The sequence below is a fragment of the Corallococcus sp. EGB genome, from assembly GCF_019968905.1.
Classification (GTDB): domain Bacteria; phylum Myxococcota; class Myxococcia; order Myxococcales; family Myxococcaceae; genus Corallococcus.
The window spans coordinates 6,014,299-6,033,558 of record NZ_CP079946.1 but is presented as its reverse complement, the minus strand read 5'-3'; the positions used below and the strand labels follow the sequence as shown (position 1 = coordinate 6,033,558).

Genomic DNA, 19,260 nt, shown 5'->3' with positions numbered 1-19,260 from the left:
CGTAGGTGCTGTCCCACCCGTCGCGTCGCGTGCTTCCAAAGGCCCGGAAGTGCGAGTGCGTGACGGCCTTTTGACAAGGGCAGGCGGTCGAAATGCCCTTCTTGGAAGGAATGCGAAACCCTTTCCGCCGTTGCGCGTCCTAGTGACAGGTGGACGCGGTTCGTCGGGGGACACATCGCGTCCGGCAGTTACGAACGGAAGGACGGGAAATCATGGCCAACTCGACGAAGTACGCGGCAGAGGGCCTTTCGCATTACCTGCGTCACCTGGGCGGGCACCAGCAGCTCACGCGTGAACAGGAGTACGAGCTGGCCCGCCAGGCCCGCAAGGGTGACGAGAGCGCCCGACAGACGCTCGCCAGCTCCAACCTCGCTTTCGTGGTCGCCGTGGCGAAGAAGTTCGCCAACCGCGGTGCCCGCCTGGACGACCTCATCCAGGAAGGCAACGTGGGCCTCATGAAGGCCATCGAGCACTTCGACCCCAAGAAGAACGTGCGCTTCGCCACCTATGCCGTGTGGTGGATCCGCGCCTACATCACCCGCTACCTGAAGGACAACCGCAGCCAGGTGCGCGGTGGCGAGGCCGAGCGCGGCAGCATGGTGGACTTCTCGCTGGACGCCACCATCGACGAGGAGGGTGAGACGACCTTCCTCGACCGGCTGGAGGACGGCGGTCCCTCGCCGCAGGAGTCGTTCCTCTCCCGCGAGCAGGACACGGAGATCCAGGATGCCCTGGCCAAGGTGCGCAAGCGCATCGGCGACCTGGGCTGGGACATCCTCCAGGAGCGCCTCACGCAGGACAAGCCGCTGACGCTGGAGGAACTGGGCCAGCGCTGGGGCGTGTCGCGCGAGCGCGTGCGCCAGGTGGAGCTCAAGACGAAGAACTTCCTGGAGCGCTACCTCGTCGCCTTCAACGAGAACGAGGAGCATCCGGCCACGGCGGTTGATGCCGCCTGAAGCGCGGGCAGGGACTGTTGCACCGGCGACGGGGTTTGGCGGGGTGTTCGCACCTTGCCTGCCCCGTCTTCTTTTTTTGCCGCGCTGCGTCTTCCGCGTTCGGTTGATGGTGAGCGAGCGTGCGTGCTAAGGCTTTTCGATGCGCTTGAAATTGCTTGCCCTTTGGGTGCTTTGGGCCATCCCAGCACACGCTGCGGATCCCGCGCTGCTCGACCAACTCGACGCGTTGTACGCCAAACGCAATGACGCGGACTCCCTCAAGGCGTTGGACGCGGGCCTCTCCGAGGCGCTGAAGGCCGCGCCGGACGACTTCGACCTCGCGTGGCGCAAGGCGCGCATGCTCCAGTGGCAGGCGGACGGCGCCACGGAGAAGAAGCTCAAGATGGTCCTGGGCAAGCAGACCTGGGAGGCGGGCGACAAGGCGGCCAGGCTGCAGCCCGCGCGCGTGGAGGGCTACTACTTCGCCGCCTGCGGCATCGGCTCCTACTCGCAGGCCGTGGGCATCATGAAGGCCCTGGGTGACGGCCTGGAGGGCAAGTTCAACGAGCGCCTGGACACCGCGCTGAAGATCGACCCCACGTACGAGTTCGGCGGCCCCTGGCTGGTGAAGGGGCGATATTTCTATGAGCTGCCCTGGCCCAAGCGCGACCTCGGCAAGTCCGCCGAGTTCTACCAGAAGGCCATCGCCAAGTTTCCGCAGTCGCTGCGCGCGCACTACTACCTCGCCGAGACGCTCCTGAAGGACGGCAAGGCGAAGGAGGCGAGCGCCGCCATCGAGAAGGTCAAGCAGGGAAGCACCGCTTACAACCCCGCGGAGGGGCAGCGCGTGCAGCAGTGGGCCAAGAAGGTGGATGCCGACATCCAGGAGGAGCTCAAGTGAGGGCAGAGAGTCAGGTCACGACGGCTCCCGCGGCGGGCGGGACGCAGGAGCAGAACCTCGTCCAGTTGCTCGTTCAGCGGGCCCAGAACGCCTCCAAGGTAGGCGTCACCCACAAGAAGGACGGGCGCTGGCAGGACGTCACGTACGCGCAGGTGCTGGAGGACGTGAAGGCGCTGGCGGCGGGCCTCATCGCCCAGGGCATCCAGCCCGGGGACCGGGTGGCCATCTTCGCCAACACCAGCCTCCAGTGGATCATCGCGGACCTGGCCATCAGCGCGGCCCAGGCCATCACGGTGCCCATCTACGGCTCCAACACGCCGGATGAGTGCCGCTACATCCTGAACCACTCGGAGACGCGGCTGCTGCTCGTCGACAACGACGAGAAGGACGCCAAGCAGGCGGGCCGCCTGTCGCGCGTGCGCTCCAAGCTCGCGGACATCCCCAAGCTGGAGAAGATCGTCGTCTTCGAGGGCCCCGTCGCCGACGGCGGCAAGGAGCTGACGCTCGCGGAGGTGGTGGCCTCCGGCAAGGGCCAGCCGTTCGCCTCCGAGGCCGCGTTCGCCGAGCGCGTGGCGCAGGTGAAGACGGACGACACCAACCTGCTCATCTACACCTCCGGCACCACGGGCGACCCCAAGGGCGTCATCCTCACCCACGGCAACTGGGCCTATGAAGCGAAGGCCACCCAGGCCATGGGCATGATGAAGCCGGACGACTCCGTCATGCTCTTCCTGCCCCTGGCGCACGTGTTCGCGCAGGTGGTGAAGGCCGCGTGGCTGTCCATGGGCTTCCGCCTCATCATCGCGGAGTCGGTGGACAAGCTGCTGGCGAACCTGGCGGAGACGCGCCCCACGGTGCTGCCGTCCGTGCCGCGCGTCTTCGAGAAGGTCTACAACAACGTCGTGGCCAACGGCTCGGCGGCGCCCGGCATGAAGGGCAAGCTCTTCAAGTGGGCCTTCGGCCTCTTTGACGAGTACGCCGAGGCCAAGGCCCAGGGCCGCGAGTACAGCTCGCTCCAGTTCAGCTTGGCCAAGCGGCTGGTGTTCTCCAAGGTGCGCAAGACGCTGGATGAGAAGCTGGGCGGCAACATGCGCATCTTCATCTCCGGCGGCGCGCCGCTGTCGCGGAAGATCGCCTACTTCTTCGACCTGCTCGACCTGAAGGTGCTGGAGGGCTACGGCCTCACGGAGACGAGCGCCCCGTGCAACGCCAACCGGGTGGAGAAGATCAAGATCGGCACCGTGGGCCCGCCGGTGCCGGGCACGGAGATCAAGATCGCCGCGGACGGAGAGATCCTGGTGCGTGGCCCCTGCGTGATGAAGGGCTACTACAAGAACCCCGCTGCCACCGCGGAGGTGCTGGATCCGGACGGCTGGTTCCACACCGGCGACATCGGCGAGGTGGACTCCGACAACTACCTGCGCATCACCGACCGCAAGAAGGACATCATCGTCACCGCGGGCGGCAAGAACGTGGCGCCGCAGAACATCGAGAACACGCTCAAGACCTTCCCGCTCATCAGCCAGGCGATGGTGGTCGGTGACAAGCAGCCGTACCTCGTCGCGCTCGTCACGGTCTCCGAGGAGCCCGCGCGCAAGCTGCTGGAGGAAAAGGGCATCGCGGTGGGCAGCTACGAGCAGAACTCGCAGCGGCCGGAGATCCGCGCGGCCATCGAGGAGATCTTCAAGAAGGTGAACGCGGAGATTCCTCCGTACTCCACCATCAAGAAGTTCCAGGTGATGAAGGCGGACTTCACGCAGGAGTCCGGCGAGCTCACGCCGACGCTCAAGGTGAAGCGCAAGGTGGCCAGCCAGAAGTACGCCATGCTCATCGACGCCATGTACGCGAGCGGCAAGGGCGGAGACTGACCGTCCCCACCGCCGTGGCCCCCCGTGACCTGAAGGTCGCGGGGGGCATGGCCCCAAAAGCCCGACGCCCGTCCATGGCCGCTTCAAGCGGTCAGGGTACGGGCGTCACGGGAGAACGTCTTGAGGCTGTGATGTCGTCCGACCGGGGCGGGGCCTTCCCGGGCCCACCCGGACGGAGGTCAGGCGTTGTGGCTGGGCGACTTGGCCGCGACGTCCTTGTCCACGGTGGTGGACGCGGACAGCGTGCCGGGCTTCTTGTCGCTGACCTCGTCCTTCTCGTCACCGGAGAAGCCGCGCTTGAAGTTGCGGAGCGCGCTGCCCAGGGACGAGCCGAGCTGCGGCAGCCGCGAGCCACCGAACAGCAGCAGCAGCGCCGCGAAAATCAGAAGAATCTCAGGAAGCTTCAATCCCATGGCTTCACTCCTCACGAAATGCGCGGGGAGCATACCGGTGGGAGGGGGGGCGCGCTAGCAACTCCCGCGTGCAGGGCTCACGCCTGCCAGCCCGCTGGCTGTCCGGCTTCCTCTGGCACCGATAAGGGCAACGTGAGGTACAGGGTGGTCCCGTCCGGATCCACCCGGGCGCCCACCTGGCCTCCGTGAGCCTCCACCTCCTGCCGTGCCAGGAAGACGCGCAGCGGATCCTCCAGCTTGCGCTCACGCAGGGCGCGTGCCTCGCACTGGAAGACGGTGTGGATGTCCTCTTCCGGAACGGACGCCCCCTCGCGGCGCACCTCCACCCGCACCTGGTGTCCCAGTCGCTCGGCGCGCACATGCAGGGACTCGCCCGGCTGCGCGCGCCCCAGCAGGTGGTGGAGGAAGGCCTCCACCGCGTGCTGGATGCGGCCCGCGTCCACGTTCACGTCGGGCAGCTCCGGCAGCGCGTCCAGCACCAGCTCCACGTTGGCGGAGGAGGCGGTGCTCCGCATGCGCTCCACCGCGGCATCCAGGATGGGCAGCAGCGGCTGGCGCTCGCGCTCGCACGCCAGCGCACCCAGGTTCGCGCGGCTGGAATCGAAGAAGTCCTGGGCGAAGGAGATGGCCCGGTCGGCGTTGCGCAGGATGGTCTCCATGTAGCGCTGCACCTTGGGCTCCAGCGGGATGCGGCCGTTGAGCAGCAGCGCCGCGTACGAGCGGATGTTGGCCAGGGAGCCGCGCAGGTCATGCGACGCGAGCGACAGGTAGCGCACGCGGTCCGCCACGCGCTCGCTCGCCTCCGAGGCCTGGGGGCCATCCGGGTCGGCGCTCCAGGGCACCGGCAGCGCCCACACCAGCCGTCCGCCGTCCTCCAGGGGCTCCTCGCCCACCAGGAGGGTGCGCTCGTCGCGCTCCCAGACGTTTCGCTGGCCGTCCCTGCGGTGGAAGCCCGCGGCGGACATCAGCCCGTCGACGCCCGTCGCGCCCGGGGCGGGTGGCAGGGCCTCCAACCCCAGGTAGTCCAGGAGCAGGGGACCGAGCAGGCGCGGCGCCCCCTGGCGGGGCATCAGCGCGAGCCCCGGCGCGGCTTCGTTGCCTCCTCGCGTCTCCCCCGACCACGTCACGCGTACCTCCCCCTGGTCGTCCCTCGAATCACTGGAAGGGTGGGCAGTGACTGTCGGTTTTGCAACGGGCTCCCACGCCGGGTTGACGCCCCTTGATTTCTTGTGCCCGGGGGGCCAGTGATGGTGAAGAATCGTCCCAGGTAGCGGTATCGAGGAGACACCTCTGACCTCGCTCAACGCACAGCATGCTGGCGCACCCGTGGTGCTCGTCGTGGACGACGATCCCGACATCTTGGAAGCCCTGTCGGAGATCCTCGAGGCTGAAGGCTTCGAGATCCGCCGGGCCCGCAATGGCAAGGAGGCCCTGGAGCGCCTGGAGCCGGAGCCTCCCGACCTCATCCTGTTGGACCTGATGATGCCGGTGATGGACGGCTGGGAGTTCGCCCAGCGGATGCGCCAGAAGCCGGACGTGGCGGGCATCCCGCTCATCGTCCTCAGCGCGGACCGCAACGTCGGCAGCAAGGCGAAGGACATTGGCGCGGTGGGCCACCTGGCCAAGCCCTTCGAGCTCAACGACCTGCTGTCGATGGTGCGACAGTCCCTGCGCCCCGCAGTGGACACGTCGCGCGTCTGAGGACGCCGCGCGGTGCCGCGCTTGACCCGGTAGTGGTGCGCCACTACGGTCCACGCGGGCTTGATTCATCAATCAATGCTGCTCAAAAAGGAGCGAGTCATGTCGACCGCGAAGGACATCATCGAGACGCAGATTCCGGCGAAGCTGCAGGCGAAGCCAGAGCTGGCGAAGGAGATCAACGCCATCATCCACTTCGACGTCTCCGGCGACGGTGGCGGCAAGTGGACGCTGGACACCACCAAGCCGGACGGCTGGGTGTCCGAGGGGCTCAACGGCGCGTCGAAGATGACGGTCTCCGTCAGCAACGACGACTTCGTGAAGATCCGCGAGGGCAAGCTGAACCCGCAGATGGCCGCCATGTCGGGCAAGCTCAAGTTCAAGCCGATGGACATGGGCCTCGCCATGAAGCTGGCGAAGCTGCTGAGCTGAGCCTCTGCGTATCGTGTCGTACCGACGGCGCGTCACCCTCGTGGGGACGCGCCGTCTGCATGTCTCCACCTCCCCCTGGAGCCTCCCCTGATGTCCGAGCCGTCTTCCCCTCTCGCCGGCCTGCGGGTGTTGGACCTGTCGCGCCTGTTGCCCGGCCCGTACGCGACGCTGGTCCTGGCGGACCTGGGCGCCACCGTGGACACCGTGGAGGACCCGGACGTGGGGGACGCCACCCGCCACATGCCGCCGCACCGGGACGGGGAGGGCGCGCTCTACTACGGGCTGCACCGCAACAAGCGCTCGCTCACGCTGAACCTCAAGTCGCCGGAAGGGCGTGACGCGCTCCTGCGCCTGGTGACGCGCTACGACGTGCTGGTGGAGAGCTTCCGCCCCGGCGTGATGGACAAGCTGGGCCTGGGCGAGGCGGCGCTGCGCCAGAAGAACCCGCGGCTCATCTACTGCGCCATCTCCGGCTACGGCCAGACGGGGCCGGACCGGCTCAAGGCAGGGCACGACCTCAACTACGTGGCCCGCGCGGGGCTGTTGGGCTACGGCGGAGAGGCCGGCGGCGCGCCCGCGTTCCCGGGCGTCCAGGTGGCGGACATCGGCGGAGGCAGCCTCTTCGCGCTGGTGGGCATCCTCGCCGCGCTGCACGAGCGTGAGCGCACCGGCGTGGGCCGCTTCGTGGACGTGTCCATGACGGACGGCGCGCTGGCGTTCCTCCACCTGCACCTGGCCTCGCGCCTCTTCATGGGGCCGCAGGGCTCACCGCTCCAGCGCGGGACGGAGGCGCTCAACGGCGGATACCCGAGCTACGGGCTGTACCGCACCGCGGACGACCGCTGGCTCGCCGTGGGGGCGCTGGAGCCCAAGTTCTTCGGCGCGCTCTGCGCGAAGCTGGGCCGTCCGGAGCTGCTGGATGACGCGTACTCGGGCGGAGAGGCCTGCTCTCGCGTGAAGGCGGAGCTCACCCGCATCTTCGCGGAACAGCCGCTGGCGCACTGGCGCGAGCAGCTCTGCGGCCCGGAGTTCTGCGTGGAGCCGGTGTCCGAGGGCGACGAGGTCCTGGCGGATCCACAGCTGCGCGCGCGCGGCCTCTTCGTGGAGGCGGAGGACGCGCGGCGTGGCATTCGCGTTACGCACCTGCTCACGCCCCTGCGCATGGGCGACGTCGCGCTGCGTCCACCGCCCACGCTGGGACAGGACTCGCGCGTCATCCTGGAAGACGCGGGTTTCACGGCTGAGGAAATCTCGCGCCTGATTGCATGAATGACGCGTGGAGCGAACGCAGCAGGTCACGTTCGCCCGCGGATCCAAAGTGACCCGTTGCTGATTGACAGCCGTGGAGACACAGTTAGATCTTTCCTGTTTTCAGACAGGGAAATCGACTTTCAAGCCTTGCGAAGGAAGGTCCCCCGTGCCCGACGCGCAGGAGTTCGAGTCCTATATCCGACGGAAGTTCGCTGAAAACGTAGGCATGTCGGAGGGTGAGTTGTTCGCGGAAGACCTGACCCTGGGGGCCGTCTTGGCCCGCTCCGAGCACATGACCAATAGCGTAGACCTGATGGAGGCGTTCGCGCGGACCGCGAACGGCCTGCGCAAGGACCATGGGTTGCGCGTGAGGTTGCCCGTGCTGTCATTGGATACGCCCATGTCGAAGGTGCTCACGATGTTCCTGAACCAGGTGGTCCAGCCGGAAGGGAGCCTCGCGTGAGCTTCCAGGTTCGCATGCCCGAGGACGCGGATCAGACGCTCATCCTTCCTCCGTCGGAGGGCGGGGAGACGGAAGGGCGGCCGTACATCATGACGGAGCTCTACGACGCCATCACCCGGCGGCGCATGTCGCTGGTGGACCTGTCGTGGGAGCAGCAGCGGCTGCACGAGTCGCGGCGCTGGAGCGCGATGGAGCAGCTGGCGCGGGTGGACTTCGCGCGGCTGAGCGAGTCCGACCGGAACATCGTGTGGAACGCGGGGCGCTCCGAAATCACCACGAAGCCGAGCGCGGACCGCCTGGAGCGCCAGACGGACGCGGAGTGCCGCCGGTGGCAGGCGGTGAACCCCACGGTCGCCGTCATCATGCAGGCGTGCGGGACGTGGAGCCGCTATTGGAACGAGGAGGAGGCGCACCACGAGACGGTGTTCAACCGCCTGTCGTCGGTGCTGAAGCTGGAGCCCATCAGCGACACGACCTTCATCGAGTTCCGCAAGGTGTTCCCCGACGACGACATGCTGCGGACGCTCACCATCGTGACGTTCTCGGAGATCCTCGCGGCGGTGAACTACGGCGAGTGCGCGCGGATGACGCAGGACCCGGGCCTGAAGGAGCTCTTCCGGCTGGTGGCCGCGGATGAAGTGCAGCACATGACGTACTTCATCTCCTTCGCCAAGGCGCTGGTGGACACGGGCGCCTACCACGCGAAGGAGGCGTTCGCGGTGGGGCACCTGTTCCTGCGCAGCGGCGGTGAGCTGTTGGGCAGCAAGCGCGAGCGGTTGGAGCAGCGTGAGACGCACGTCAACTGGTGGGACCGGCTGGAGTACCGCGAAGGCCAGTACGCCCCGGAGGCGCTGCGCAAGAAGGAGCAGCTGATGTTCCACGCGCTCAAGCGCATCACCGGCATCGCCGTGGATTCGCGCCAGGCGGTGGAGGACACCTGGATGGAACTCGTCGGGTGCTGATGGGGTTGGGCCACGACCTCCAGGCCATCCCGGAGCTGGAGGCCGTGCGGGCCCTGCGCGAGCCGGACGTGTTCTTCACGGCCGCGGAGCTGGAGCGCTTCGCGGCATCCGTCTCTCCGGAGCAGAGCCTGGCGGCGGGCTTCAGCGCCAAGGAGGCGCTCTTCAAGGCGCTGCCCGCCATCGAAGGCTGGTACTGGACCGACGCCGAGCTCGTTCACGACGCGCGGCACGCGCCGCGCTTCCGGTTCCACGGCGTGCTCGCCGAGCACCTGGAGCGCGAGGGCTGGCAGGTCGCCGTCTCGCTGTCCCACAGCGGCGGGTTCGTTTCGACGGTGGTCCTCGTCACGCGCGCTCCTTCACCTTGAAGTCGCTGCCGCGGCCCTGGCAGCGGGAAGGTCCCTTTCGTGCATTTCGAAGCGTCCTCCCTCACGTTGCGCGTGCGCCCGAACGACCTGGACGTGCTGGGCCACGTGAACCACGCGACGGCGTTGGAGTACCTGGAGGCGGGCCGGTGGGCCTGGCTGGAGCAGCAGGGGCTGACGCGTCGCGGGGCGGTGGTCGCGGTGGTGTCGCGCGCGGAGGTGGACTACCGGCGTGAGATTCCCCCGGGCGAGGTGGTGGTGCACACCGCGCTGGAGTCGCCCGCGGAGGACGAGCTGGAGCCGGACGGCCTGAACTACCGCGCTCGCTTCCGTCAGCGGGTGTTCCTCGCGAGCGGCGGCCCCCCGGCCGTGGAGGCGCTGGTGAGCGTGGCCTTCCTGGACGCGAGGACCCGCGAGCTCGCGTCGTTGCAGCAGTTCCTTCAAGCGTCGCGCGCGTAGGGGAGCCCTTCCTCATGCTCGATGTCATCCAGCGGCTGGAGGCGGCGGATCCTCGGCGCGGCCTGTTCCTCTACGAGGACTTCATCGGGCCGCCGGAGTTCGTGCCCTACCGTGAGTTCTCCGCCCGAGTCGCTGGCGCGGCGGAGCACTTCCGCGCGCGCGGCGTGGCGCCGGGCACGCGCGTGGTGCTGCCCTTCGAGACCTCCGCGTCCGTCATCTTCGCCTTCCTGGGGCTGATGGAATTGGGTGCTTTGCCCCTGTCCGTGAAGCCGTACATCCTGAGCACTCCGAAGGGGCCCTACCGGGACTTCCTCGCGCGGATCCGCGAGCGCTACGGCGCCACGGTCGTGCTGGATGGACCGAGCCTGGCCGGGCTGGACCTGCCCCTGGAGCGGTTGCCGCTGCCGCCGGATGGTGCCAGGGGTCCGGGCGTGAAGCTGCGCGAGGTGGCGCCCGGAGCGCTGGCCTTCGTGCAGTTCTCGTCGGGGTCCACGTCGTTCCCCAAGGGCGTGCCCATCACGCACGAGAACCTGGCCGCGAACCTGCGGATGATCACCCGGCACGACGGGCGCACCTCCGAGGACCGGGTGACGAGCTGGCTGCCGCTGTACCATGACATGGGGCTCATCGGCGGGCTGCTCACCTGCCTCATGGTGGGCAATGATCTGATCCTGTCCCAGCCCGCCGCGTTCCTGATGGATCCGCTGGGCTGGCTGGAGCTCATCTCCCAAGAGCGGGTGATGGGCTCCGTCATCCCCAACTTCGCCATCGACTACGCGCTGAAGTCGCTGAAGGCCGCGGGCGCGGAGGACCTGAAGCGGCTCGACCTGTCGCGCGTGCGAAGCATCTATCTGGGCAGCGAGCCCATCAACATCCCCAACCTGGAACAGTTCCTGGACCTGCTGGCCCCGTGCGGGCTGCGGCGCGACGTGTTCATGCCCTGCTACGGCATGGCGGAGACGGTGCTGCTCGTCGCGAGCGCGCCGCCGTACAAGACCGTGCGCGTCGTCACCGCGCCCAATGGCCAGCCCGCCATCTCCGTGGGCCGGCCGCTCACGGAGTTCGAGGTGCGGCTGCGCGCGGAGGACGGGCGGGTGTGCGGTGAGGGCGCGCTGGGCGAGATTGAGCTGCGCGGCGGCAGCCTTGCGCCGTCGTACTTCCTGGACGACCGGCCCCTGCGTGACGCTGACGGCTTCTACGCCACGGGGGACCTGGGCTTTCAGCAGGAGGGCGAGCTCTTCATCACCGGGCGGATCAACGACCGCATCAAGCTGAACGGTCAGAGCTTCTTCTCCGCGGACTTCGAACAGGCCGTCGAGCGGCTGCCCTTCATCCGCCCGGGCCGCACCGCCGTCATCCAGGTGAAGGGCCGCCTCGTGGTGCTGGCGGAGGTGAACGCCCCGTCCGCGCTGGAGCGCCTGGAGGAAAGCCGCGGCCAGGTCTGCCAGTCGGTGCTGGAGCGGGTGGGCGTGAAGCTCGCGTCCCAGGACGTCCACTTCATCCGCTACGGCCAGCTCCAGAAGACGAGCAGCGGCAAGCTCCAGCGCCGCGCCATCACCGAGTCCTACGAACAGGGCCGCATCCGCACCGTGACGCCAATGGAGCTGCGCGCGGATCTGCTCCAGCTGCGCGCGCAGCGGCTGCTCCTGGGCTCGGTGATGGTCGCGCGGCAGCGGGGGGCGCAGATGGATGGCGTCCGGGCGCGCGGTGCTCCAGCGGCTGAGAGCCCGCCGCTAACGTCCCTGCGCGGAGGCCCACGAATCCCAGCCGCGCGCCGCGTGGCACGCATCACCCACCAGGTCCAGGGCGAGCTGGGGCTGCGTCCGGGACAGCGCCTCCGTGTCTCGGAACGCGCCCGTGGCCTCCAGCCGGAGCGTGGCGTGCTCCAGCGCGGCCTTCGCCTCCGCCACCGCGCGGGCCTGCGCGGGCGTGGGCCTCCAGCCTGTCTCATCCCGGTAGCGACCCAGCGCCTCCAGGAGGTGGCCGTAGAACTTCACCATCTGCACCAGCACCGGGACGCGGTACGCGGGCGCGGCGGCGAGGGCGGCCTCGTACTGGCGCGACTCCGAACCCAGCCGGTACACCAGCACGTCCACCTGCGCGTCCAGCCGCGCGCCCCATGCCTTGCGCACGGACGGGAAGCGCGCCCAGCCCGCGACGGCCTGGAAGAAGTGGAGCCCGCCACACGGGTGCGCGTAGATGCCCTGCTTGTTCTTGGGCACCTGCGGCAGGCCCGCCTTCATGCCCTGCATCAGCTCCGCGTTCGCGGACTCCAGCGTGGCGAGCGCCGTGTCCATCACCGCGTCGATGCGCACCGTCTCCCCGGCGCCGTTGACGAACGAGCCCCCGGGCTCCAGCACGTGCGACAACGCGTCCAGCGCCCACGCGCCATCCGGCGATGTGGCGAGCTCGGGCCGGAAGTCACTCTGGAGCGATGCCACCAGCTCCCGCAGCGTCACCTTGCCCCACGCCGCGGGGAACGCGTGCGAGCGCGGGTAGCCCGCGAGCACGAAGGTCTTCACCTGGAGCGCCGGGTGGGGCTCCACGGGCGTGCCGTCCTGCGTGAAGGCTTCGAAGAAGTAGCGGGCCGCGCCTCCCGCGTCGGGGGACTCGCGGCGCAGGAACCCCGCGACGATGGCGTCCGAGGCCGGGCGGCCATCCCGCGCGCGGAAGGACTTCCCGTCCAGATCCATGCCGTGCGCGAGCGCCCAGGGATGGGAGGGATCCGCCCCGTGCGTGCGGCACTGCGCGTGGAGCAGCGCAGTCGCGGAAGGGACAGCGGGGGAGGGCGGGGGGGCGGCGCTCAGGCCAAGCCCGAGCAGGGCCACGAAGGAGGGGAGCATGGGCGCAGGCAGTGTCGCAGCCCGCGCCCCTCCACGCACCTGCCGTGCCTCGTCAGCGCGGCGGGGCGCTCGCCTTCATGCGGGCGAGCATCCGCTCGATGATGCCGAACAGCGCCTCGCGGTCATCCTCGGAGAGCAGGCCCATCAGGCGGCGGATGCCTGCGTCCGTCATCAGCTGGATGAGGCGGTAGACCTCACAGCCCCGCTCGGTGAGCCGGGCGGTGACGGCGCGGCGGTCCTCGGTGTCCCGGCCGCGCTCCACCATGCCCATGTCCTCCAGGCGGTCCACCACCCCGGTGATGGTCTTCTTGGTGATGCCGATGCGCTGGGCCAGCACCCCGACCTGGATGGGACCGTCCATACCCAGCCACCCCAACGCGTGCACCTGCGTCGGGGTGAGCCGCATGTCGTCGCAGAGACTGGCCAGTGGATCCCTCAGGGAGCGGAAGTGGGCCAGCTCCCGGATGAGTCCGATGAAGCGGCGCGAGTCCGGCGTGGACTGGTCCCCTTCCTGGAGCAGGCGATCCATCGCGGCCTTCGCGTCGGAGGCCTCGTCCTTCCCCTCGGAGCGTCCTTCGAGCTCCGAGGGGGACGTGATGGAGGTGGGGCGGCGCATCAGGCCGTCTCCACCCGAGCCGCGGCGGCGGCAGCGGCCTCCCGCTCACGGTCCTGGTTGGACGGACCGTGCGCCGTGCCCGGGCCACCCGCGAAGCCCGCGTCGTTGCCCTTGCTGCGCTTGAAGCGCGCGGCCAGCTGATCCAGCAGTGAGTACACCACCGGCACCACGCCCAGCGTGAGGAACGTGGAGGTGATGAGGCCGCCGATGATGGTGATGGCCATGGGCGCGCGCGTCTCCGCGCCGTCGCCCTTCGCCAGCGCCACCGGGATCATGCCGGCGATCATCGCGATGGTCGTCATGAGGATCGGGCGCAGACGGACCGGGGCGGCCTCCAGGAGCGCCTCGTGCGCCGTGCGTCCCTTCTCTCGGACCTGCAGCGTGAAGTCCACCAGGAGGATGCCGTTCTTCACCACCAGACCCATGAGCATGATGACGCCGATGAGCGCGAACATGGACATGTACTGGCCGGTGACGAGCAGGCCGCCAATGGCCCCGATGAAGGCGAAGGGCAGGGACAGCATGATCGTGAACGGGTGGATGAGGCTTTCGAACTGCGCCGCGAGGATCATGTAGATGAGGATGATACCCAGCAGCAGCGCGGTGCCGAACGCGGCCACCGACTTGCCCAGCTCCTTCGCGTTGCCTTCCAGCTCGCCGATGACGCTCTTGGGCAGCTCCGTGGAGGCGTAGTGCTGCATGTAGGAGATGGCGTCCGACAGCGCGTAGCCCTCCTTCAGGTTCGCCAGCATGGTGATCTGCCGCTTCTGGGACTGGCGGTCGATCTGCACCGGCCCTTCCGCGGGGACGATGCGCGCCAGGTTGCGCAGCTCCACCAGCTGCCCGCTCGGGGCACGCACGGCCAGCTGCCCGAGCGCGTCCGCGGAGGCCAGCGTCTCCGGCGGCAGGCGCAGCTTCACGTCGTAGGTGTCACCGCCCTCGCGGTAGTCCAGCACCTTGTCGCGGCCCAGGTATGCGCGCAGCGTGGCGCCCAGGGACGCGGCCGGCACGCCCAGCGTGGCCGCGCGGTCGCGGTCCACCTGCACGTCGTACTGCGGCTTGCCTGAGCGGTAGGTCATGTCCACGTCGGTGAGGCCCGGGTTCTGGAGCATCGCCTTGCGCATCTTCTCCGCGGACTCCGTCAGCTCCTTCCAGTTGTCGCCGCGCAGGTTGAACTGCACCTGCTGCGACCGCGAACCCGCGCCTGACACGGCGGCCACGTCCTGCACCGCCACCACGACGCCCGGGGGCGGCTTGATGACCTGGCGCAGGTAGGCCTTCAGCTCGCTCTGCTTGAAGGCGCGCTCGTTCACCGACTTCAGGTTGATGAGCACCTCGCCCTTGTGGACCTCCTCCTGCACGCCGCCGCCCGCCGTGGTGAACGTGGAGGCGATGCCCGGCAGCGCCTGGACCTGCGCGGCGAAGGTGTCCAGCTGCGCCTGCGTGTCCTGGATGGTGGAGCCGATGGGCAGCTCCACCGTGAGCTTGATGTTGCCGTTGTCCTGCTCGGGGATGAACGTGAACTTCAGGAACCGCATCAGGCCGAAGGTCGCGAAGAGCACCGCCACCGCGACCACCATCGTGATGAGGCGGTGACGGAGGATGCCACCCAGGATCTTCCGGTAGCCGTTCTCCATGCCCACCAGCACCTTCTCCACCGCGGCGGAGATGCCCGTCGGGTGGCCGTGCTCACGCAACAGGCGCGAGGACAGCATCGGCGTGAGCGTCATGGACACGAAGTAGGAGATGAGCGTGGCCACCGCCACCGTGACGCCGAACTGGTAGAAGAACTTGCCGATCATGCCGTCCATGAAGGCCACCGGGATGAACACCGCCACGATGGCCAGCGTCACCGCGAGCACCGCGAGGGCAATCTGTCCCGCGCCCTCGAGCGCGGCCTGCATGGGGGACGCGCCCTCCTCCATGTGACGGACGATGTTCTCGATGACCACGATGGCGTCGTCGATGAGCAGACCGATGGAGAGGGTCAGCGCCAGCATCGTGATCATGTTGAAGGTGAAGCCCAGGGCCGCCATCACCGCGAACGTACCCACCACGGACACCGGCAGCGCGATGGCCGCCACGATGGTGGAGCGCAGGTTCCGCAGGAACACGAGCACGATGAGGACCGCGAGCACGCCGCCCAGGATGAGGTCCTCCTGCACCGCGTGGATGGACGAACGGATGAAGCGCGAGTTGTCCGTCACCGTCTCCACCTGGACGCCGCCAGGCAGGGACTTGTTGATCTCATCCAGCGACTCCTTCACCAGGTCCGCCACCTGCACCGTGTTGGAGCCGGACTGCTTGCGCACCACCAGCGCCACCGCGCTGCGCTCGCCGCTCTTCGCGCCGGAGCGCTGCTCCGCGGGGCCGTCCACCACCTCCGCGATGTCGCGCACGCGGACCGGGGCGCCGCCCGAGCTGGTGATGATGATGTTGCGGATCTCCTCCACGCTCTTCGCTTCGGAGGTCAGGCGCACGATGCGCTCACGGCCGGCGTCCATGCTGCGGCCGCCCGGGACGTCCAGGCTCTGGGCCTTGAGCGCCTGGCTGACGTCGCTGATGGCCAGGCCGTAGCCGCGCAGGCGGTTCGGGTCCACCACGAGCTGGATCTCACGCTCGCGGCCACCGACGATGTCGATGCTGCCCACGCCCGGCTGACGCTGGAGGGCGGGCTTCACGATGTCATCCGCGACGCGCGTCAGCTCCTGCACGGGGAGGGCGCCCGCGAGCGCCAGCGTGATGATGGGCGCCGCGCCGATGTCGAACTTCTCCACGACGGGCGTCTCCACCTCGTCCGGCAGCTTGCTCAGCGTGGCCTGCACGCGGTCGCGCACGTCCTGCGCCGCGATGTCCACCTTGGTGGACAGCTTGAACTGCACGACGATCTGCGAAACGCTTTCGACGTTGATGGACTTGAGCACTTCCACGCCGTTGAGCGTGTTGAGCGCCTCCTCCAGCGGGTCGGAGACGTTCTTCTCGATGGTCTCCGGGTCGGCGCCCGCGAGCACCGTCGTCACCGTGACGACGGGGAAGTCCACGTCGGGGAACTGGTCCACGCCGATTTTCGGATAGGCGAAGAGGCCGAACACCACCACCGCCAGCATCAGCATGGCGGTGAAGATGGGCCGTGAAATGAAGGTCTTGAGCGGACTCATTCAGGATCCAGAAGGAAAGAGGAGGGAAGGGACCGCTACTGCGCCACGCGCACGGCGGTCCCCTCCTTGACGTCCAGCGAGGCGTCGGCGAGCACGCGCTCCTCCGCCGTCAGGCCCTGCAGCACCTTCACGTAGCCCGGCAGCACACGCTGCACGCGCACGTCGCGCTTGCGCACGGTGCCGTCCTGCACCACCCACACGAAGCCCGTCTGGCCCTTGGCGCTGACCGCCTGCGCCGGCAGGAACAGCCCGTTGCCCGCGTTGGCCGCGGCCTTGGAGAAGTCCATCTCCACCAGCGCGCCGGGGCGCAGCGGGTGCTCCGTCTGGCCCACCACGTCCGCCAGCACCTCCACGGTGCGGCTCTGCCCGTCGATGACGGCGCCCACGTTGGCCACCTTCGCCTCGAAGCGCATGCCGCTGGGGTTCACGGTGCCCGGCGTCACGTAGCCCGGCGTCACGTTGTCGATGACGGACTCCGGCACCATCATCCGGACCTCCAGCCCGTCCGTGTCCACGATGCTGAACACCGGGGTGGAGGGCGTCATCGCCACCGAGTCACCCACGTTCTTGTTGCGCGCGGTGATGATGCCGTTGAAGGGCGCCACGATGTTGTGGTCCCGCAGGTTCTCCAGCGCCATCCGGTAGGCCGCGCCGGCCTGCGCCGCCTGGGCCGCCGCCTGCTTCTGGCCGATCTCCGCCTGCTCCAGCGCGTTGGCCGCCACGCCGCCGGACTCGGCCACCTTGCGGGTGCGCTCCAGGGTGCTGGTGGCCAGCTGCAGCGCGGCGTCCGCCATGTCCTTGGCCGCCTTCGCCTGGTCCACCGCGATGGCCACGTTGGACGTGTCCAGCTGCGCCAGCACGTCGCCCTTCTTCACCTTGTCACCCACCCGGACGTTCACCTTCGCCAGGGTGCCGGTCGCCTGGGGACCCAGCACGGCCTCCTGCTTGGACCGGACCTGTCCGGTCACCCGCGTCACGTCCTGCTCCAGCTCCGTGGCCGGGGTGATGGCCTTGACGCCCAGCGCGTTGGAACCCTCCGCCTGCGCCGGAAGCTGCGCCTTCTCCGCGCCCGCCTTCGAGCACCCCGCCGTCGACACCGCCACGGCCACCACGGCAGCCAAGATTCGCTGATTCACGCGTCCGAACTCCTGCCGGTTCGCCGGCGGGACACCCGCCCTGGCACCTGCTCCGGCTAATTCTTTGTGGGCTAGAAATTACCGACACTCGATTATCTGTCAAGAGGATACTCCGGAGTGCGGACTATCCACTCTCCAGTCATCCTGCGGGGTTGGCCGCTTGCTGCGCGGGGCTTCAGACTTCTTCACAACACCGTTGCCGGTGCGCCGCGTCACCAGCAGGGAGGGGCACCGGGCGGGGAGGGGACGCGGCGCGTCGCTTGTGACTGACGGCGGGCGCCTGCTATTGACTCGCGAATCAACCCACAGCGGGACAACCCCCGAGGACTCGCGATGCTCAACCCGTTCACCGAGGAGCATGAGGCGTTTCGCAGGTCGGTGCGCACCTTCGTGGAGAAGGAGATGGCGCCCCACGGTCTGGAGTGGGACCGGGCGGGCATCTTCCCGCGCGAGCTGTTCAAGAAGTGCGGCGACCTGGGCTTTCTGGGCATCAACCACGACCCGAAGTTCGGCGGCAGCGGCCTGGACTACTGGTACGTGACGGCGTTCGCGGAGGAGCTGTCGCGCAGCCGCAATGCGGGCGTGAACATGGCGCTCCTGGTGCAGAGCCAGATGGCCACGCCCATCATCAATGAAATCGGCACGGACGAGCAGAAGCGCGAGTTCCTGGAGCCCGCGCTCAAGGGCGACCGCATCGCGGCGCTGGGCGTGAGCGAGCCGGGCTGCGGCTCCGACGTGGCGAGCATCAAGACGACGGCGCGCCGGGACGGGGACGACTACGTCATCAACGGCTCCAAGATGTGGATCACCAACGGCACGCGCGCGGACTTCATCACGCTGGCGGTGCGCACGGGTGAGCAGGGCTACGGCGGCATCTCGCTGGTGACGTTCCCCACGGACGTGAAGGGGTTTGGCGTCTCCAAGAAGCTGGACAAGGTGGGCAACCTGTCCTCGGACACGGCCATCCTCTACTTCGAGGACTGCCGCATCCCCGCGCGCTACGTGCTGGGCGAGGAGAACGCGGGCTTCTACCACATCATGACCAACTTCCAGGGCGAGCGCCTGGTGGGCGCCATCACCACGGTGGGGGGCATGGACCGGATGCTGGAGGACGCCATCCAGTACGGCAACGAGCGCGAGGCGTTCGGCCGGCCCCTCATCAAGTTCCAGGTGTGGCGCCACAAGTTCGTGGAGCACCTGGCGGCGGTGGAGGCGGCGCGGCGGCTCACCTACCACGCGGTGGACCTCTACGACCGGAAGGAGAACCCGGTGAAGGAGATCTCCATGGCGAAGCTCTTCGCCGGAGACCTGGCCCAGCGCGTGGCCTACGACTGCCAGCAGTTCTTCGGCGGCATGGGCTACATCGAGGAGACGCCCATCGCGCGGATGTGGCGCGACGTGCGGCTCATCACCATCGGCGGCGGCACCTCCGAGGTGATGAAGGAGATCATCTCCAAGCTGTACGGGTTCTAGCTACTTCTTGCCGAAGAGGGCCGCGGCGGCGCTGAGCATCGCGTCGCGCGAGGCCTTCTGGTGCAGGCCGCCTTCGCCCAACTGGAAGAGCTCGCAGAAGTTGGCCTCGTCCTTGTCTCGGGGGACCTCCGCGAAGGGCTCCTTGCAGGCCTTGGCCACGGACTCGTCGAAGTGCCGGCAGTTGCGGCACGAGCGCAGGTCCTCGTCACAGCCGGGACACGTGTCGCGCCGGCCCACCTGGTTGGCGATGATGTCGAGCTTGTGTCCGCAGTGCGCGCAGCCGGGCATGG

Annotated in this window: 18 protein-coding genes; 12 read left to right on the top strand and 6 right to left on the bottom strand. The window is 68.5% G+C overall.

The features are described from left to right. Positions 1–212: 212 nt before the first annotated feature. From KYK13_RS24780 to KYK13_RS24770, 3 genes are all read left to right on the top strand, one after another. Positions 213–956, top strand: coding sequence for an RNA polymerase sigma factor RpoD/SigA (locus tag KYK13_RS24780; RefSeq protein ID WP_223634129.1), 744 nt, complete (start codon positions 213–215; stop codon positions 954–956). A 139-nt stretch (positions 957–1,095) separates the two neighbouring features. Further along, positions 1,096–1,836, top strand: coding sequence for a tetratricopeptide repeat protein (locus KYK13_RS24775; RefSeq protein ID WP_223634127.1), 741 nt, complete (start codon positions 1,096–1,098; stop codon positions 1,834–1,836). Then, positions 1,833–3,704, top strand: coding sequence for a long-chain fatty acid--CoA ligase (locus tag KYK13_RS24770; protein WP_223634124.1), 1,872 nt, complete (start codon positions 1,833–1,835; stop codon positions 3,702–3,704). The genes KYK13_RS24775 and KYK13_RS24770 overlap by 4 nt, the downstream gene beginning before the upstream one ends. A gap of 179 nt (positions 3,705–3,883) precedes the next feature. Here the strand turns inward: KYK13_RS24770 and KYK13_RS24765 are convergent, their stop codons facing one another. Then, positions 3,884–4,117, bottom strand: coding sequence for a twin-arginine translocase TatA/TatE family subunit (locus KYK13_RS24765; RefSeq protein WP_223634121.1), 234 nt, complete (start codon positions 4,115–4,117; stop codon positions 3,884–3,886). A gap of 77 nt (positions 4,118–4,194) precedes the next feature. Beyond that, positions 4,195–5,244 (bottom strand): sensor histidine kinase KdpD, encoded by a 1,050-nt coding sequence (locus KYK13_RS24760; protein ID WP_223634119.1) that lies wholly within the window; start codon positions 5,242–5,244, stop codon positions 4,195–4,197. Positions 5,245–5,443: 199 nt separating this feature from the next. On the opposite strand from KYK13_RS24760, the gene KYK13_RS24755 reads away from it, so the two are divergent. The 8 genes from KYK13_RS24755 to KYK13_RS24720 all read left to right on the top strand — a co-directional run bounded on the left by KYK13_RS24755 (position 5,444) and on the right by KYK13_RS24720 (position 12,689). Beyond that, a complete protein-coding gene (locus KYK13_RS24755) occupies positions 5,444–5,818 on the top strand; it encodes a response regulator (RefSeq protein WP_223634117.1) in 375 nt (124 codons plus the stop codon). A 99-nt stretch (positions 5,819–5,917) separates the two neighbouring features. Further along, a complete protein-coding gene (locus KYK13_RS24750) occupies positions 5,918–6,247 on the top strand; it encodes an SCP2 sterol-binding domain-containing protein (protein ID WP_223634114.1) in 330 nt (109 codons plus the stop codon). Between the two features lie 90 nt (positions 6,248–6,337). Beyond that, on the top strand, positions 6,338–7,516 hold the full coding sequence (locus KYK13_RS24745; RefSeq protein ID WP_223634112.1) for a CaiB/BaiF CoA-transferase family protein: 1,179 nt from the start codon (positions 6,338–6,340) through the stop codon (positions 7,514–7,516). Between the two features lie 148 nt (positions 7,517–7,664). Further along, positions 7,665–7,961: a hypothetical protein gene (locus KYK13_RS24740; protein WP_223634110.1), complete on the top strand. Its 297-nt coding sequence runs from the start codon at positions 7,665–7,667 to the stop codon at positions 7,959–7,961. Beyond that, entirely contained in the window at positions 7,958–8,923 is a 966-nt protein-coding gene (locus KYK13_RS24735) for an acyl-ACP desaturase (protein ID WP_223634107.1), read from the top strand. Before KYK13_RS24740 ends, KYK13_RS24735 begins: the two co-directional genes overlap by 4 nt. Next, the gene (locus KYK13_RS24730) at positions 8,923–9,288 is read left to right on the top strand and encodes a holo-ACP synthase (RefSeq protein ID WP_223646741.1); all 366 of its coding nucleotides are present in this window, start codon (positions 8,923–8,925) and stop codon (positions 9,286–9,288) included. The genes KYK13_RS24735 and KYK13_RS24730 overlap by 1 nt, the downstream gene beginning before the upstream one ends. A gap of 39 nt (positions 9,289–9,327) precedes the next feature. Beyond that, entirely contained in the window at positions 9,328–9,744 is a 417-nt protein-coding gene (locus KYK13_RS24725; RefSeq protein ID WP_223634104.1) for a thioesterase family protein, read from the top strand. Positions 9,745–9,758: 14 nt separating this feature from the next. Beyond that, positions 9,759–12,689, top strand: coding sequence for an AMP-binding protein (locus KYK13_RS24720; protein WP_223634100.1), 2,931 nt, complete (start codon positions 9,759–9,761; stop codon positions 12,687–12,689). Here KYK13_RS24720 and KYK13_RS24715 read toward each other — a convergent pair. From KYK13_RS24715 to KYK13_RS24705, 3 genes are read right to left on the bottom strand one after another with little or no spacing between them, the layout of a single operon-like run. Continuing rightward, positions 12,640–13,203, bottom strand: a complete 564-nt coding sequence (locus KYK13_RS24715) for a MarR family winged helix-turn-helix transcriptional regulator (protein ID WP_223634097.1) — start codon at positions 13,201–13,203, stop codon at positions 12,640–12,642. The two genes, KYK13_RS24720 and KYK13_RS24715, sit on opposite strands and share 50 nt — an antisense overlap. After that, positions 13,203–16,361 carry an efflux RND transporter permease subunit gene (locus KYK13_RS24710; RefSeq protein ID WP_223634094.1) on the bottom strand — a complete coding sequence of 1,053 codons (3,159 nt, stop codon included), beginning with the start codon at positions 16,359–16,361 and terminating at the stop codon, positions 13,203–13,205. Before KYK13_RS24710 ends, KYK13_RS24715 begins: the two co-directional genes overlap by 1 nt. 35 nt (positions 16,362–16,396) lie before the next feature. Further along, entirely contained in the window at positions 16,397–17,497 is a 1,101-nt protein-coding gene (locus tag KYK13_RS24705) for an efflux RND transporter periplasmic adaptor subunit (RefSeq protein ID WP_223634092.1), read from the bottom strand. A gap of 333 nt (positions 17,498–17,830) precedes the next feature. Here KYK13_RS24705 and KYK13_RS24700 point away from each other — a divergent pair, with 333 nt between their 5' ends. After that, a complete protein-coding gene (locus KYK13_RS24700; protein ID WP_223634089.1) occupies positions 17,831–18,970 on the top strand; it encodes an acyl-CoA dehydrogenase family protein in 1,140 nt (379 codons plus the stop codon). Here KYK13_RS24700 and KYK13_RS24695 read toward each other — a convergent pair whose 3' ends face one another. Then, on the bottom strand, positions 18,971–19,258 hold the full coding sequence (locus KYK13_RS24695; protein WP_223634086.1) for a hypothetical protein: 288 nt from the start codon (positions 19,256–19,258) through the stop codon (positions 18,971–18,973). Between the last annotated feature and the right edge of the window lie 2 nt (positions 19,259–19,260).

Coding starts and splice junctions, on each gene's coding strand:
- KYK13_RS24710 (WP_223634094.1), bottom strand. CDS start 16,361: ATGAGTCCGCTCAAGACCTTCATTTCACGGCCCATCTTCACCGCCATG.
- KYK13_RS24720 (WP_223634100.1), top strand. CDS start 9,759: ATGCTCGATGTCATCCAGCGGCTGGAGGCGGCGGATCCTCGGCGCGGC.
- KYK13_RS24780 (WP_223634129.1), top strand. CDS start 213: ATGGCCAACTCGACGAAGTACGCGGCAGAGGGCCTTTCGCATTACCTG.
- KYK13_RS24765 (WP_223634121.1), bottom strand. CDS start 4,117: ATGGGATTGAAGCTTCCTGAGATTCTTCTGATTTTCGCGGCGCTGCTG.
- KYK13_RS24750 (WP_223634114.1), top strand. CDS start 5,918: ATGTCGACCGCGAAGGACATCATCGAGACGCAGATTCCGGCGAAGCTG.
- KYK13_RS24715 (WP_223634097.1), bottom strand. CDS start 13,203: ATGCGCCGCCCCACCTCCATCACGTCCCCCTCGGAGCTCGAAGGACGC.
- KYK13_RS24745 (WP_223634112.1), top strand. CDS start 6,338: ATGTCCGAGCCGTCTTCCCCTCTCGCCGGCCTGCGGGTGTTGGACCTG.
- KYK13_RS24700 (WP_223634089.1), top strand. CDS start 17,831: ATGCTCAACCCGTTCACCGAGGAGCATGAGGCGTTTCGCAGGTCGGTG.
- KYK13_RS24730 (WP_223646741.1), top strand. CDS start 8,923: ATGGGGTTGGGCCACGACCTCCAGGCCATCCCGGAGCTGGAGGCCGTG.
- KYK13_RS24695 (WP_223634086.1), bottom strand. CDS start 19,258: ATGCCCGGCTGCGCGCACTGCGGACACAAGCTCGACATCATCGCCAAC.
- KYK13_RS24775 (WP_223634127.1), top strand. CDS start 1,096: ATGCGCTTGAAATTGCTTGCCCTTTGGGTGCTTTGGGCCATCCCAGCA.